This is a genomic window from Nonomuraea sp. NPDC049709 (assembly GCF_040674815.1).
Classification (GTDB): domain Bacteria; phylum Actinomycetota; class Actinomycetes; order Streptosporangiales; family Streptosporangiaceae; genus Nonomuraea.
On sequence record NZ_JBFANM010000007.1, the window covers coordinates 163,455 to 177,600 of the forward strand.

The following is a 14,146-nucleotide window of genomic DNA, read 5'->3' on the forward strand; positions in this document are numbered from 1 at the left end:
ATAGAACGCAGCTGCGGAACGAGGTGCCTGGGGATGGCAAGGCCTACGGGGAGTCGCACGCAGGAGCAGCACGTCGCTGATCGCGATCTGCTGGGGACCTATTTGGCCGAGATTGGCCGGGTCCCGCTGCTCACGGCGGAGGAAGAGGTGGAGCTCGCCAAGCGGATCGAGGCGGGCCTGTTCGCCGAGCAGCTGCTCGACAGCGGGGGCACGGAGCCGCGCATCGGGGACGCGGCCGACGAGGAGCTGGAACGGCTGGCCATCTCGGGCCAGCGCGCCAAGGACGAGTTCATCCAGGCCAACCTGCGCCTGGTGGTGGCGGTGGCCAGGAAATATTCGGGCCGGGGGATGCCGCTCATCGACTTGGTCCAGGAGGGGAACCTGGGCCTTGTTCGTGCGGTGGAGAAGTTCGACTACCGCCGGGGATACAAGTTCTCCACCTACGCCACGTGGTGGATCAGGCAGTCGGTGGGCCGGGCCATCCACGAGCAGGCCCGCCCGGTGCGCCTGCCGACGCACGCCGGGGAGCAGATGACCCGGCTGATGCGGGTCCGGCGGGACCTGCTGGCGGAGTTCGACGCCGAGCCGACCGACGACGATCTCGCCGGGATCCTCGACCTGCCGATCGAGCGGGTCCGCGAGCTGCGCCGCTGGGCCTCCGACCCGGTCTCGCTGCAGCTGGGGGTCGGCGACGAGGACGAGACGGAGCTCGGCGACATGATCGCCGACGAGACGTGGGCAGACCCCGAGCAGCAGGCCATCGACATCCTGGAGCGCGAGCGCCTCGACCAGTGGCTGACCGGGCTCGAGGGCTCCACCAGCGAGATGCTGCGGTGGCGGTACGGCCTGGTCGACGGGCGCGAGCACACGCTGACGGAGGTGGGGGAGCGCTACGGCATCGGCCGCGACCGCGCCCGCCGGATCGAGCGTGACGCGCTGGCCCGCCTCCGCAAGATGGCGACCGCGGCCGCCTAGGCTTTCCGGGTTTTCACGGCGGCCGGGTCTGCCCCGGCCGCCGTTTCCTCATGAGTGGGCCAGGAGGCGGCGCAGGAACTCCTCGACCGCAGCCTCCGCCGTGGCGTGGTCGCCGCCCCTGGCCACCAGCAGGGCGCTCTCGTTGACCGCCGCCAGCAACATGTGCGCGTGCAGGTCCAGGAACTCGGGCGGCACCGCCCCCGTGGCCTGCAGGGCCGACTTCAGCATGCCGAACGAATGGCGCTCCTCCAGGGCCCGCCACCGCTCCCACCCCAGCACCGACGGCGCGTCGATGAGGACGATGCGCTGGACGACCGGGTCCCCGGCGAGCCGGATCCAGGCCAGCACGCCGGCCCGCAGCGATTGCGCCGGGTCCTTCAGGCCGCGGACCGCCTGCACGATCTTGACGCCCACGGCCGCCTCCGTGGCCTCCAGCACCGCCTCGAACAGGGCTTCCTTGCCCGCGTAATGGTGGTAGAGCGCCCCCCTGCTCAGCCCCGACTCCTGCAGCACCGTCTCGATCGAGGTGTCGTCGTAGCCCCGCTCGGCGAACAGCCGCGTGGCGATGGTCAGGACCCTGTCGCGGGTGGCCGCGCCGCGTTCAGCCTTGAGGTTCATGAATCCCAGTCTAGACAAACCGACCGTCGGTCGGTAATTTCGTAGACCGACAGTCGGTTTGTAATCGGGAGGGTTTCCCCATGGACGGCATCAATTACGTGGACGTCGGGCAGGGGCCGGTCAGCCTGTTCGTGCACGGCGTCGGCACCAGCTCCCACCTGTGGCGCAACGTCATCGCCGAGCTCCGCGACGAGCGCCGCTGCGTGGCCGTCGACCTGCCGGCGCACGGCGGCAGCGCCGTACGCGACGACCTCTCCATCCCCGCGCTCGCCGAGGCCGTCGAGGAGCTCTGCGAGCACCTCGGCCTCAGCGAGGTCGATCTCGTCGCCAACGACACCGGCGGCGCGGTGGCCCAGGTCTTCGCCGTACGCCACCGCGAGCGCCTGCGCACGCTCACCCTCACCAACTGCGACGTGCACACCAACACGCCGCCCGAGGCGTTCCGGCCCACCGTCGAGCTGGCCGCCAGGGGTGAGCTGGCCGCGCTCACCGCCGCCGTGCTCGACCAGCCCGAGCTGCTGGCCAGGACCGCGTTCGGCGACGGCTACGAGCGCATCGACGACCCGGCGGCGCTGGTCGACGCGTACCTGCGGCCGATCTTCGCCAAGCCGGACGGCGGCCGCGCGTTCGAACGGCTGCTGGCCTCCATCGACGCCAAGGATCTGATCGCCATCGAGCCGCAGCTCACCGTGCTGACCGTGCCGACGCTCGTGGTGTGGGGCACGGGCGACGTGTTCTTCGACGTGAGCTGGGCGCGCTGGCTGCGGGACACGATCCCGGGCGTGCGGGAGATCGTGGAGATCGACGGCGGGCGGTTGTTCTTCCCCGACGAGCGGGCCGCCGAGCTCGTGCCCCATCTGCGGCGGTTCTGGGCCCAGCCGTAGGCTCGTCGGCATGCATGTCGAGACGCTTCGCCGTTATCCGGTCAAGTCGATGCTGGGGGAAGAGATCGCCGAGAGCGAGGTGACAGAGCGGGGGCTCGGCGGGGATCGGGCGCGGGCGGTGCTCGACGTCGCCACCGGGAAGATCGCCAGTGCCAAGAACCCCCGGCTGTGGCGCGGGCTGCTGGCGATCGAGGGCGCGCGGGTGCCGGGCGACGCGGAGCTGTCCGAGCTGCTCGGGCGCGAGGTCCGGCTGATCGACGTGCCTCCGGAGGGCGCCGAGCTCGAACGGTCGGTGCCGGAGCAGGTGCTGGCCGAGGGCATCGAGGCCGAGGTGCCCCACACCATGACCACGATCGGCACGGGCTCCCCCGAGGGCACGTTCTTCGACTTCGCGCCGGTCCACCTGATCTCCACGTCCGCTCTTGGGCGGATCGGCGCGCTCGGCCCGCGCGGGCACGTCGAAGCCCTCCGCTACCGGCCCAATCTGGTGATCGCGACCGAGGCGGAGGGCTTCGTGGAGAACGGCTGGGTGGGACGCGAGCTGCGGGTCGGCGACGACGTGCTGCTGCACGTCATCGTGGCCACACCGCGCTGCGCCGTCCCGACGCTGGCGCACGGCTCGCTGGGGCGCGACGCCGACGCGCTGCGCACGGTCTCCCGGCACAACCGGGTGCCGGTGTTCGACCTGGAGCCGCAGGCGTGCGCCGGTGTGTACGCGCGCGTCGTGCGGCCCGGCCTCGTCAGGAAGGGCGATCAGGTGCGGCTCACGTGAGCGGCGTCAGATACTTGTCGAGGTCGTCCAGGATCTTGCCGGCCGCCGTGACGCCGATCCCGAGCATCCAGATCTCGTCGTCCACGTTGTGGGCGTTGCCCGACTTGACCGCTTCGAGGTTCTTCCACAGCGGCCCGCCGGTCACCTCGGCCTGCGACTTGGCGGCGGCCTCGCCGTACGCGCTGTAGAAGACCGCGTCGGCGTCGGCCTGGGCGATGTTCTCCTGGCTCAGCTTGCCGAAGCGCTTGTCCTCCTGGCCGGCGAGCTGCTGAACCTCGGGCCTGGGGATGCCCGCGTCGCCGACGACGATGCCGCTGAACGACTCGGGGCCGTACATGCGGATCTCGGTCGGCATGAACCGCACGATGCTGACCTGCAGCTTCGTGAACTTGGCACCCACCTCCTTCGCCCGCGTCCCGTACGCCGACAGCAGCTGCTGGGCCTGGTCCTTCTTGCCCAGCGCCTCAGCGTCGAGCAGGAAGTTCTCCTTCCAGGTGATGCCGACCCGCTCGGTGAACACGGTCGGGGCGATCTTGGCGAGCTTGTCGTAGAAGGCGGCCTGGCGGAACTTGGAGCCGAGGATGAGGTCCGGCTTGAGCGCCATGATGGCCTCGATGTTGAGCTGCTGGAGCGTGCCGACCGCCTTGGTGCCGGCCAGCGCGGAGCCGAGGTATTTCGGCCACGCCTGATTCTCCTGGGCCTGCGCGGCGCCGACGGGGGTCAGGCCGAGCGAGACCATCGTGTCGAGCTTGTCGGTGTCGAGCACGACGACCCGCTTCGGGGTCATGGGCACCTTGGTCTCGCCCATGGCGTGCTTGACGGTCCGGGTTGGGCCCTCCTCCTGGGAGGTGGTGGAAGTACCACAGGCGGCGAGAGTGAGGATGGGGAGCATGGCGGCGACGGCCAGGCTGAGACGCATGGGCATTTCCTTGATCGCTAAGGTTAGGCAACCCTAAGTGTCTCATGTCCGGTATAGCGCTTCCGAAATCGGTGGCGTGAGAAGCCCGAAACCTACGCGAAACACCAGCGCGGCGAGATTCACGAATGTGAAACACGCCTGGTCGAGCCACGAAACCCCAGGCGAACACGCTGTGGCCACACGTCACATGTAAGAAGGAGGGTCGCTTCGATGATCGACAGCGGCACTACCGCCTGGATGCTGGTATGCACCGCCCTGGTGCTGCTGATGACTCCGGGCCTCGCGTTCTTCTACGGGGGCATGACAAGGGCCAAGAGCGTCCTGAACATGATGATGATGTCGTTCGTCAGCATCATCGTCGTGACGGTCGCCTGGGTCTTGTACGGCTACTCGCTCGCGTTCGACACGGCCGGGGATGGCTCCGGCTTCGTCAACAAGATCGTCGGAGGACTCGACTATGTCGGTCTGAGCGGGGTCTTCAACGCCGTCTACGAAGGACTGGTCGTCGAGGGCGGCAGCGTGACGGCCGAGGCCGCGGCGGCGGACAACTTCCCGCTGATGGTGTTCTCGGCCTTCCAGCTCACCTTCGCCATCATCACCGTCGCGCTGATCAGCGGCGCCATCGCCGACCGGGCCAAGTTCGGCGCGTGGGTGGTGTTCTCCCTCGTGTGGGCCACGGTGGTCTACTTCCCCGTCGCTCACTGGGTCTGGGGCGGCGGCTGGCTCACCCAGCTCGGCATCGAGGACTTCGCCGGCGGTACGGTCGTCCACATCAACGCCGGTGCCGCGGCTCTCGCGCTCGCGCTCGTCCTGGGCAAGCGCAAGGGCTGGCGCAAGGAGCCCATGCGCCCGCACAACCTGACCCTGGTGCTGCTCGGCACCGGACTGCTGTGGTTCGGCTGGTTCGGCTTCAACGCGGGCTCCGAGCTCGCCCCCGACCAGACCGCGGGTCTGGCGTTCATGAACACCCAGATCGCCACGGCCGTCGCCGCCGGTGCCTGGCTCGTGGTGGAGAAGCTGCGCGACGGTCACGCGACCACGCTCGGCGTCGCCTCCGGTGCGGTGGCCGGTCTGGTCGCCATCACGCCCGCCTGTGGTTTCGTCGACCCGTGGGCCGCCCTGGTCATCGGCGTGCTCGCCGGCGTGGGCTGCGCCTACGCCGTCGGCCTGAAGTACAAGGCCGGCTTCGACGACTCGCTCGACGTGGTCGGCGTGCACCTCGTCGGCGGTGTGATCGGTGCCGTGGCCCTGGGCTTCGTCGCGGCCTACCCGTTCCTGCCCGGCCAGAACAAGGGCATCCTGATCGAGGGCGGGCAGATCAGCCAGCTCGGCCTCCAGGTGCTCGGCCCGGTCGCGGTCGGCGGCTACTCCTTCGTGGTCTCCTGGGTCATCGGTAAGATCATCGACAAGACGATGGGCTTCCGTGTCGCCGAGGAGTCCGAGGTCACCGGCATCGACATCACGACCCACGCCGAGACCGGCTACGACCTCGGCACGGTTCACGCCTCCGGCGTCAACTCCCCCAACGGTCCCGCCGCACCCGCTCCGAAGAAGGTGGACGCATGAGGCTCATCACGGCGATCATCAAGCCCTTCAAGCTGGATGACGTGAAGGCCGCGCTGGAACAGTTCGGCATCAAGGGGATGACGGTCAGCGAGGCGAGCGGCTACGGCCGGCAGCGCGGTCACACCGAGGTGTACCGCGGCGCCGAGTACCAGGTCGACCTGGTGCCGAAGGTCCGGCTGGAGGTCCTCGCCGAAGAGGATGACACCGAGGACGTGATCGACGTCATCGTCAAGGCCGCGCACACCGGCAAGATCGGTGACGGCAAGGTCTGGTCCGTGCCGGTCGACACGGTCATCCGGGTGCGCACCGGAGAACGGGGTCCGGAAGCCCTGTGAGGTACCTGGCCGACGAAGTCCAGGTTGAGTTCCGCAGGGTTTTCATGATGGATCCGCGGCGATGCTCGGACAACGGCGTCCGGGCAGAGCTCGGCAAGGGGGCACAGCAGTGAGGGGAGAGGCCCGTTCGTACGCCGCGGCCCGCAAGGAGCGGGCCGCGGACACCGACCGCTGGCTCAAGGATCTCTTCCGCACGGCGAGCGACGGCGACCACGTCTCACTGGTCGCCGTCGGGAGCCTGGGCAGGGGCGAGCTGGCGCCCGGCAGCGACCTCGACCTGGTGCTGCTGCACAACGGCCGGGCCGACGTGGCCAGGATCGCCGACCGGATCTGGTATCCGATCTGGGACTCGGCGGTCAACCTCGACCACTCCGTACGCACGGTGGAAGAGGCGGTGTCCGTCGCCAGGCAGGATCTCAAGGCCGTGCTCGGCCTCATCCAAGCCAGGCACGTGGCCGGCGACCCCGAGCTGACCAGGAAGGCCAGGGAGTCCGTGCTGGCCGAATGGCGGGCCGACTCCCGGCGCAGGCTCGGCGAGCTGCGTGACGCGGCCGACAAGCGGGCCCAGGTCAGCGGCGAGCTGGCCTTCCTGCTGGAGCCCGACCTCAAGGACGGCCGCGGCGGGTTGCGCGACGTCCAGGCGATGCAGGCCGTGGCCGCCGCCTGGGTCGCCTCGGCGCCGGGCCCGCGGGCGCGGGAGGCGTACGAGCTCATCCTCGACGTGCGGCACGCGCTGCACGTCGTCACCGCGCGCGGCACCGACCGGCTGGTGCTGCAGGAGCAGGACGCGGTGGCCGGGCTGCTCGGCCTGCTGGACGCCGAGGCGCTGATGCGCAGGCTGGCCGAGGCGGGCCGCACGATCTCCCACGCGTTCGACGCCACCTGGCGCACTGTTGACAGGCTCCTGTCAGGCCCGGCTCCCCGTGGCCGCCGCCCGCTGGCGGACGGCGTGGTGGAGCATGGCGGCGAGGTCGTGCTCGCCAGGGGGATCGACCCCCGCAAGGACCCGGTGCTGGTGCTGCGCGCCGCCGCGGCCGCGGCCGACTCCGGGCTGCCGCTGGCGCCCGCCACGGTGTCCGTACTCGCAGCTCAGTCCGCTCCGATGCCGGTGCCGTGGCCCGAGGAGGCCCGCGACGCGCTGGTGTCGATCCTCGGTGCGGGCCGGGCCGCCGTGCCCGTGTGGGAGGAGCTCGACCAGGCGGGCATCCTTGTCAAGCTGCTTCCTGACTGGGAGCGCGTACGCCACCGCCCCCAGCGCAATCCCATTCACCGCTTCACGGTCGACCGCCACCTGATCGAGGCCGCCGCGAACGCCGCCAGCCACACCCGCGAGGTCTCCCGTCCCGACCTCCTGCTGATCGGGGCGCTGCTGCACGACGTCGGCAAGGGCTGGCCGGGTGACCATTCCGCGACCGGTGAGGTCGTGGTCCGCGACATCGCCACCCGCATCGGGCTGCCCGCCCAGGACGTCGAGACGCTGGCCACCGTCGTACGCCACCACCTGCTGCTCCCCGAGACCGCCACCCGCAGGGATCTCGACGACCCCGTGACGATCGAGAAGGTCGCCGCGACGGTCGGCACGCGGGAGGTGCTCGACCTGCTGGCCGCGCTGGCGGTCGCCGACGGCAACGCGACCGGTCCGGCCGCGTGGAACAGCTGGAAGGCCGGTCTCGTCGCCGACCTGGTGCGCCGCGTCAGGTCCGTGCTGGCCGGCTCGCCGCCGCCCAAGCCGCCCACCCTCTCGCCGGAGCAGGCCGCGCTGGCCCGCCACGGTGGTGGCGCGATCCGGGTCAACGGGGGAGCGGTCACGGTCGTCGCCCCCGACCGGGTGGGCCTGCTGTGGAGCGCCGCCGGGGTGCTGTCCGCGCACCGGCTCGTCGTGCGCTCCGCCTCGTCCGCGTCCGCGGGGTCCACCGCGGTGATCGAGTTCTCCGTCATCCCCGAGTACGGTTCCCCTCCCGACCCGGCGACGCTGGAGTCCGACCTCCGTCTCGTCCTTGCTGGCCGTCTTGACATAGAGCAGCGGCTGGCCCGCCGCACCCGCTCCTTGCGGCCGCCCCGCGTACCCGTGGCCCCACCTCGGGTGACACTGGTCGACGACGCCTCCGCCACCGCCACCGTGGTGGAAGTCAGGGCCCATGACAGGCCGGGACTTCTGTGGCGTATAGGACGGGCGTTCGGGGAGTGCGGTCTTGACGTGCGCGCCGCTCGCGTGGAGACTCTCGGCGCGGAGGCGGTGGACGTCTTCTATGTTGTGGACCGCGCTGGTCGCCCCCTCAGCGACGAAGCGCAGAGAGCTCAAGTCCGCGATCAAGTCCTTGCCGCACTGCGATAACCAATAGCACACGACAAACGGTCACGTTTGTAACAATTGTGTCCGAAATGCCTGGTAAGTCGGATGCTGCGGATACCTTGTGGACGGCTTGAAGACCCGTTGCTGACGGGACGATTGAGGGGTAGCGGAAGCGGTGACTACGGGGAACTCCAGCAGCGGCCCGCCCGCGGAGCGGGATCGCGAGAAGCGGTCATTGCCGCGGCTCGGCCTGCGAAATTGGCGCGTGAGATGGCGGCTCACCGCCCTCATCCTGGTGCCCACCATCGCTGCCGTGGTGCTCGGGGGAGCGCGCGTGGTGGGTTCGGTCCAGAGCATCGGCGTCTACGACCGCACGGCCACCTCGGCGGAGCAGGCCGGCCGCATCCGCGACCTCGTCCAGGCGATCGGGCTGGAGCGTGACACGGGCGGCTGGATCGGCGCCAGCCGGGCGATGCGCAAGTCGCTCGCCGCGCCCTTCGCGCAGCGCAAGGCGGCCGTGGACACGCTGGTCAAGGCCGTGCGCTCCGACCTCGACACGATGGACGACACCTACGGCCCGCGCGTGATCAAGGCCGCCGCCCAGGCGAAGTACGACCTGGGCCGCCTGTCCAAGATCAGGACCGAGGGCCAGGCCAACACCATCCGCTACGACTTCCTCACCGACACCCTGATCAAGCTGCACGACGAGCTGGCCCTGATGTCGGACGACTCGCAGATCGTCGGCCAGTTCCGCGCGCTGAGCGCGCTGGTGTCGGCCAAGGAGGAGATCTCCCGGCAGCGCGTGCAGCTCCTGCAGGCCTCCTACGACGGCGATCGGGTGGACGCGAAGGCGGTCGAGCAGTTCATCGCCTCCAACGCCCGCCAGCAGAGCGACATCTCCACCGTGGGCGTCGAGGCCGGCGTCGAGGTGGGCCTGGAGCTGTCCAAGGCGCTCACGTCCAACCCCGAGTACGTCAACGTCCAGCTCACCAAGTCCCGCGCGGTCACGCTGGCCAGCGGCCGGGCGCCCGGCGCGGTGCTCAACGACAACCTGATCTCCGCCAGGGCCGAGCGCGAGCGGTGGTTCAAGGAGAACACCGTCGCCGTCGACGTGCTGCACGGCATCGAGAAGGAGCTGGCGGGCAAGGTGAACCTGCGCAGCCAGGAGCTGCGCGAGTCCGAGATCCGCAACGCGATCATCGCAGGCGCCCTGATCCTGGCGCTGCTGCTGATCGTCCTGCTCCTCACGGTGGCCATCGCCCGCTCCATGGTGAGCCCGCTGCGCCGGCTGCGCACCGAGGCCCTGGAGATCGCCGGCTTCCGGCTGCCCGACGTCGTGCGCCAGCTCCGCGTCAGCGGCGACACGTCCGTGCGCGACGTGCAGCCGATCGAGGTCGAGGGCCAGGACGAGATCGGCGAGGTGGCCAGGGCCTTCGACCAGGTGCACCGGCAGGCCGTGCGCCTGGCGGGCGAGGAGGCCGAGCTCCGCAGCAACATCAGCTCGATGTTCGTCAACCTCTCGCGCCGCACGCAGACGCTGGTCGAGCGGCAGATCTCGCTGATCGACGGCCTGGAGAAGGGCGAGCAGGACGGCGGCCGGCTGTCCGACCTGTTCAAGCTCGACCACCTGGCCACCCGCATGCGCCGCAACTCCGAGAACCTGCTGGTCCTGGCCGGTCACGAGGCCACCCGCCGGCGCAGCCAGCCGGCCAAGCTGGTCGACGTCGTACGCGCCGCGCTGTCGGAGGTCGAGGGCTACGAGCGCGTCCAGGTCCGGGTCCACCGGGCCACCTCGGTGCTCGGCAGCTGCGCCAACGACCTGGTCCACCTCGTCGCCGAGCTGGTCGAGAACGCCATCCAGTTCTCCCCGAACCACTCCCATGTCACGGTCACCAGCAGCCTCATCGAGGGCGGCGGCGCGCTGCTGTCGGTGAGCGACACGGGCATCAGCATGACCGAGGACGAGCTCGCCGAGGCCAACCGCCGCCTGGCCGAGCCGCCCGTCGTGGACGTGTCGGTCTCCCGGCGCATGGGCCTGTTCGTGGTCGGCCGCCTGGCTCTGCGCCACGGCATCCGGGTGCAGCTCAGGAAGGGCGAGGGCAGCGGCCTGATCGCCATGGTGCTGCTCCCGCCCGCGCTGATCGCCGACGGCCAGCAGCAGCCGCTGCCGCAGCGTCCCGCGTTCGGCGGCGGCACCGTGCCCAGCCAGGCGGGCGTGCCCCTGCAGAACGGTGCGCAGAACGGCTCGTTCAGGTCGTTCGGCAGCTTCGACTCCCACGAGCCCGGGCCGGCCAGGCAGCACTCCCAGGACCCCTTCGACGGCAACGGCCAGGCCCGGCCCGCGCCCGGGATGTTCGACGGCGGGCCCGCGCGGCCCGGTCCGGGAACGTTCGACAGCACGCCGGGGACGCCCAGGCCGGCGTTCGGGGCGTTCAACTCCGACCCGGGCAGGCCGGGGGTGAACGGCTTCACCGCCGACACCGACGGTGGCTCCCACCGCAGGCAGTCGCCGTCGTTCGACTCCGGCGTCTACCCTTCGTACCCCAGCCCGGGCTCCTACCCGTCTGGTAATGGCGCGTTCCAGACGCCGCCACCGCCGCCGTCGTACCCCACGAACGACGTGCGCACGCCGGACCCCGCTCCCTTGGTGGACATGTCGCCGATGGAGCAGGAGCAGGAGGAGTACCTCCCGATCTTCGCGTCGGTGGAGTCGGCCTGGTTCCGCCGACCGCCGGAAGAGCAGTCGCCGCCGCCCGTGGTCGCGGGCGAGCCCACGCCCCCGAAAGCCGTACCCTCTGGGGAGGAAGCGTGGCGAACGGCCGCAGACGCCGGATGGCGGGCGGCGGCCGCAGCGAGCGATCCCAGTCTCGGCGGCATCACTGCCGCCGGGCTGCCCAAGCGGACCCCCAAGGCCAACCTGGTGCCTGGCACGGCGAGCCAGCCCGCGCAGCAGCAACAGCCGCAGCGGCCGGCTCCTCCGGCTCCCCCGGTCTCAGCAGACCGGGTGCGCAGCCGGCTGGCCAGCTATCAGCAGGGTGTGCGACGGGGCCGCCAAGAAGTACGTGGACAGGAGGAACAGAGTGAGTAAGCGTCCCGCCGGGGAGGATGCGTGACAACCCTTAGCCATGAGGCGCACAGGTTCGACTGGCTGATCACCGACTTCGTACGCAACACGCCCGGAGTCGCGCATGCCGTCGTCGTCTCGGCGGACGGGCTCTGCCTGGCCGCCTCGGAGGGCTTCCCTCCGGACCGGGCCGACCAGCTCGCCGCGGTCTCCGCGGGCCTGCTGAGCCTGACCGTGGGTGCGTCCAGGGTGTTCGAGGGCGGTGCGGTGACGCAGACCGTCGTCGAAATGCAGCGCGGGCTGCTGCTGGTCATGGCCATCAGCGATGGCTCGGTGCTGACGGTGCTGGCGGGTCCGGATTGTGACATGGGCCTCGTGGCGTACCAGATGACGTTGCTGGTAGACAGAGCGGGACAGGCGCTCACGCCGGCCTTGCGCGCGGAGCTGCAGGCCGCCAGGACCCGGTGATGTGATGGAACTGATGGGAGAGGGCCGTGTACGGCGCTGACGGAATCGGGGACGAAGAGCCCCTGTTCCGTCCTTACGCGGTGACGGGCGGCCGATCCGAGCCGCGCTATCACCTCGCGATGGAGACGTTGATCTCGTCGATGTCGATCCCGGACGACGAGATGGCCATGCTCACCCCCGAGCAGGAAGCCATCATGCAGCTCTGCAGGTCGTTCCGGTCGGTCGCCGAGATCTCGGCCCTGCTCCGCGTCCCGCTGGGCGTGGCGAGAGTGCTCGTGGCGGACATGTCCGACGAAGGGCTTGTCCGCCTGCACCAGCCACGCCTCAGCCAGGGACAGCCAGACCTCAACATGCTCGAAAGGGTGCTCAGTGGACTACGCAGGCTCTAGCCCTGGCCTCACATCGACGAAGATCGTCGTGGCCGGGGGCTTCGGCGTCGGGAAGACGACGTTCGTGGGGGCGGTGTCGGAGATCCTCCCGCTCACCACGGAAGCGGTGATGACCGACGCGTCCGCGGGCATCGACGACCTCGGCATGACGCCGAACAAGCAGACCACGACCGTGGCGATGGACTTCGGCCGCCTGTCGCTCGACCGTGACCTGATCCTCTATCTGTTCGGCACGCCCGGTCAGCACCGGTTCTGGTTCATGTGGGACGACCTGGTGCGGGGCGCGATCGGCGCCGTGGTGCTGCTCGACACGCGCCGGCTCGCCGACAGCTTTCCGGCCATCGACTACTTCGAAGAGGCCAAGCTGCCGTTCGTGATCGGGGTCAACGGCTGGGACGGGCAGTTCCCGCACTCCGACAACGAGGTCAGGGAGGCGCTCGCGCTGTCGCCGCACGTGCCGATCGTGCGCACCGACGCCCGCAACCGCGAGTCGGTCAAGGCGACGCTGATCTCGCTGGTCGAGCACGTCGTACGCCTGCGGGCGGCACCCGTCCGCTAGCTCGCCCAGGGCGCCTCCTCCAGGGAGTTGAGCACCGGGACCAGCTGCTCCTCCTCATAGGCGAAGTGGCCTCCATCTCACCGGCGATGCGGTCGAGCGTCGCCGGGCCGGTGGCCCCGCGCAGCTCCTCGATCAGCCCGGCGATCACGGCGTGCTCGTCGCGCAGCCGGTCGAGGGGCTGCTTCAGCTCGGGGAACAGCTTTTCCAGGTGTGGGAAGGCCACGCGGTCCTCGCCCGTGTGGTGGAAGGTCAGCGCGCCGCAGAAGGCCTGGCAGTGCGCCCGCAGATCGGCGGCGGGCGTCTCGCCGGCCCGCAGCCCGGCCAGCTCACCCCTGAGGTGGTCGTGGATCCTGGCCAGCTCGTCCCCGAACGCCTGCAGCCGCTCGCGCTCGGGATAGAGGGCGATGACCGGGATGACCCGGTCGGTCTGTGCCTGGTACGCGGCGAAGGCCGGGTCGAGGGCCGCCTGGCGGGCGTACGCGCGGTCGCGCTCCGCACCTTCGAGCGGCGCGGTCAGGCCGGTGGGGTGGCGCGCCGGTTCACCAGGGCCTCGATGCCGTCGAGCACGCGCTCCAGCCCGAACTCGAAGGCGTGCTCCGGGTTGTAGGCCGCGTTGAGCGCCTCGCCCGCCGCCTCCCCGACCCGGGCGGCCGTGGGGTAGTGGCAGGTGTCGGCGATCCGGCTGAGGAAGGGCACGTGCGCGGCCCACCACTGCTCGTCGGTCAGCCCGGTCAGGCTCTCCGCCTGCGCGGCCTCCACCGCGCCCCTGGCCGCGCCGTGCACGAAGCCGGTGATCAGCGTGATCACCGAGTCCATCTCCAGGTCCGACAGGCCGATGCCGTCGACCGCGCGCAGCTCGTAGTCGTATTTGGCGGTGACGTTCGGCCCGAGCACCGGGCGGCTCGCCGCCACCTGCAGCAGCCACGGGTGGCGCAGGTAGAGCGCCCAGTTCTCCCTGGCGATCTGCTCCAGCCGGCCCCGCCAGCCGCCGGGCACGTCCTCCGGCCTGGCGGTCTCGCCGTAGACGGTGTCGAGCATGACGTCGAACAGCTCCGGCTTGCCCGGCACGTACGTGTAGAGCGACATCGTCCCCACGCCCAGCCGCTCGGCCACCCGGCGCATGGACAGCGCCTGCAGCCCCTCGGCGTCGGCCACCTCGATGGCGGCGCGCACGATGCGGTCGACGCTCAGCTCCGGCTTGCCCTTGCGGCTGGCCCGCTCGCTGGTGCGCCAGAGCAGCGCCAGGCTTCGCGCGGGGTCGCCCTTTCCCGAGTACTCGACGGTCACATTCGTACGGTACACCG

At 70.5% G+C, this 14,146-nt stretch carries 14 protein-coding genes; 10 read left to right on the forward strand and 4 right to left on the reverse strand.

Going from position 1 to position 14,146, the window contains the following annotated elements:
• Positions 1–33 precede the first annotated feature (33 nt).
• Positions 34–975, forward strand: coding sequence for a sigma-70 family RNA polymerase sigma factor (locus AB0J69_RS09240; protein WP_364114611.1), 942 nt, complete (start codon positions 34–36; stop codon positions 973–975).
• A 48-nt stretch (positions 976–1,023) separates the two neighbouring features.
• Here AB0J69_RS09240 and AB0J69_RS09245 read toward each other — a convergent pair whose 3' ends face one another.
• Entirely contained in the window at positions 1,024–1,593 is a 570-nt protein-coding gene (locus AB0J69_RS09245; protein WP_364114613.1) for a TetR/AcrR family transcriptional regulator, read from the reverse strand.
• An 80-nt stretch (positions 1,594–1,673) separates the two neighbouring features.
• Here AB0J69_RS09245 and AB0J69_RS09250 point away from each other — a divergent pair, with 80 nt between their 5' ends.
• Positions 1,674–2,477 (forward strand): alpha/beta hydrolase, encoded by an 804-nt coding sequence (locus AB0J69_RS09250; RefSeq protein ID WP_364114615.1) that lies wholly within the window; start codon positions 1,674–1,676, stop codon positions 2,475–2,477.
• A gap of 10 nt (positions 2,478–2,487) precedes the next feature.
• Positions 2,488–3,249 carry an MOSC domain-containing protein gene (locus AB0J69_RS09255; protein WP_364114617.1) on the forward strand — a complete coding sequence of 254 codons (762 nt, stop codon included), beginning with the start codon at positions 2,488–2,490 and terminating at the stop codon, positions 3,247–3,249.
• Here the strand turns inward: AB0J69_RS09255 and AB0J69_RS09260 are convergent.
• Positions 3,242–4,168 (reverse strand): iron-siderophore ABC transporter substrate-binding protein, encoded by a 927-nt coding sequence (locus AB0J69_RS09260; protein ID WP_364114619.1) that lies wholly within the window; start codon positions 4,166–4,168, stop codon positions 3,242–3,244. The genes AB0J69_RS09255 and AB0J69_RS09260 overlap by 8 nt on opposite strands.
• A 210-nt stretch (positions 4,169–4,378) precedes the next feature.
• On the opposite strand from AB0J69_RS09260, the gene AB0J69_RS09265 reads away from it, so the two are divergent.
• The 7 genes from AB0J69_RS09265 (at position 4,379) to AB0J69_RS09295 (ending at position 12,842) form a co-directional block, all read left to right on the forward strand.
• Positions 4,379–5,734 (forward strand): ammonium transporter, encoded by a 1,356-nt coding sequence (locus tag AB0J69_RS09265; RefSeq protein ID WP_364114621.1) that lies wholly within the window; start codon positions 4,379–4,381, stop codon positions 5,732–5,734.
• Positions 5,731–6,069 carry a P-II family nitrogen regulator gene (locus AB0J69_RS09270; protein WP_020546578.1) on the forward strand — a complete coding sequence of 113 codons (339 nt, stop codon included), beginning with the start codon at positions 5,731–5,733 and terminating at the stop codon, positions 6,067–6,069. The genes AB0J69_RS09265 and AB0J69_RS09270 overlap by 4 nt, the downstream gene beginning before the upstream one ends.
• Positions 6,070–6,178: 109 nt before the next feature.
• Positions 6,179–8,404, forward strand: a complete 2,226-nt coding sequence (locus AB0J69_RS09275; protein ID WP_364114623.1) for a [protein-PII] uridylyltransferase — start codon at positions 6,179–6,181, stop codon at positions 8,402–8,404.
• 223 nt (positions 8,405–8,627) lie between these two features.
• On the forward strand, positions 8,628–11,450 hold the full coding sequence (locus AB0J69_RS09280; RefSeq protein WP_364114625.1) for a nitrate- and nitrite sensing domain-containing protein: 2,823 nt from the start codon (positions 8,628–8,630) through the stop codon (positions 11,448–11,450).
• A gap of 21 nt (positions 11,451–11,471) precedes the next feature.
• On the forward strand, positions 11,472–11,894 hold the full coding sequence (locus tag AB0J69_RS09285) for a roadblock/LC7 domain-containing protein (protein ID WP_043616017.1): 423 nt from the start codon (positions 11,472–11,474) through the stop codon (positions 11,892–11,894).
• A 26-nt stretch (positions 11,895–11,920) separates the two neighbouring features.
• Complete coding sequence (locus AB0J69_RS09290; RefSeq protein ID WP_364114627.1) at positions 11,921–12,283, forward strand: DUF742 domain-containing protein; 363 nt, start codon at positions 11,921–11,923, stop codon at positions 12,281–12,283.
• Between the two features lie 28 nt (positions 12,284–12,311).
• Positions 12,312–12,842 carry an ATP/GTP-binding protein gene (locus AB0J69_RS09295; protein WP_364114629.1) on the forward strand — a complete coding sequence of 177 codons (531 nt, stop codon included), beginning with the start codon at positions 12,312–12,314 and terminating at the stop codon, positions 12,840–12,842.
• On the opposite strand, the gene AB0J69_RS09300 is transcribed toward AB0J69_RS09295, so the two are convergent.
• Complete coding sequence (locus tag AB0J69_RS09300; protein ID WP_364114734.1) at positions 12,778–13,359, reverse strand: hemerythrin domain-containing protein; 582 nt, start codon at positions 13,357–13,359, stop codon at positions 12,778–12,780. The two genes, AB0J69_RS09295 and AB0J69_RS09300, sit on opposite strands and share 65 nt — an antisense overlap.
• Entirely contained in the window at positions 13,356–14,129 is a 774-nt protein-coding gene (locus AB0J69_RS09305; protein ID WP_364114631.1) for a TetR/AcrR family transcriptional regulator, read from the reverse strand. The genes AB0J69_RS09300 and AB0J69_RS09305 overlap by 4 nt, the downstream gene beginning before the upstream one ends.
• Positions 14,130–14,146 lie beyond the last annotated feature (17 nt).

What these genes read in the sequence shown, in the direction of transcription:
- AB0J69_RS09240 (WP_364114611.1), top strand. Translation starts at nt 34, where the DNA reads ATGGCAAGGCCTACGGGGAGTCGCACGCAGGAGCAGCACGTCGCTGAT.
- AB0J69_RS09245 (WP_364114613.1), bottom strand. Translation starts at nt 1,593, where the DNA reads ATGAACCTCAAGGCTGAACGCGGCGCGGCCACCCGCGACAGGGTCCTG.
- AB0J69_RS09250 (WP_364114615.1), top strand. Translation starts at nt 1,674, where the DNA reads ATGGACGGCATCAATTACGTGGACGTCGGGCAGGGGCCGGTCAGCCTG.
- AB0J69_RS09255 (WP_364114617.1), top strand. Translation starts at nt 2,488, where the DNA reads ATGCATGTCGAGACGCTTCGCCGTTATCCGGTCAAGTCGATGCTGGGG.
- AB0J69_RS09260 (WP_364114619.1), bottom strand. Translation starts at nt 4,168, where the DNA reads ATGCGTCTCAGCCTGGCCGTCGCCGCCATGCTCCCCATCCTCACTCTC.
- AB0J69_RS09265 (WP_364114621.1), top strand. Translation starts at nt 4,379, where the DNA reads ATGATCGACAGCGGCACTACCGCCTGGATGCTGGTATGCACCGCCCTG.
- AB0J69_RS09270 (WP_020546578.1), top strand. Translation starts at nt 5,731, where the DNA reads ATGAGGCTCATCACGGCGATCATCAAGCCCTTCAAGCTGGATGACGTG.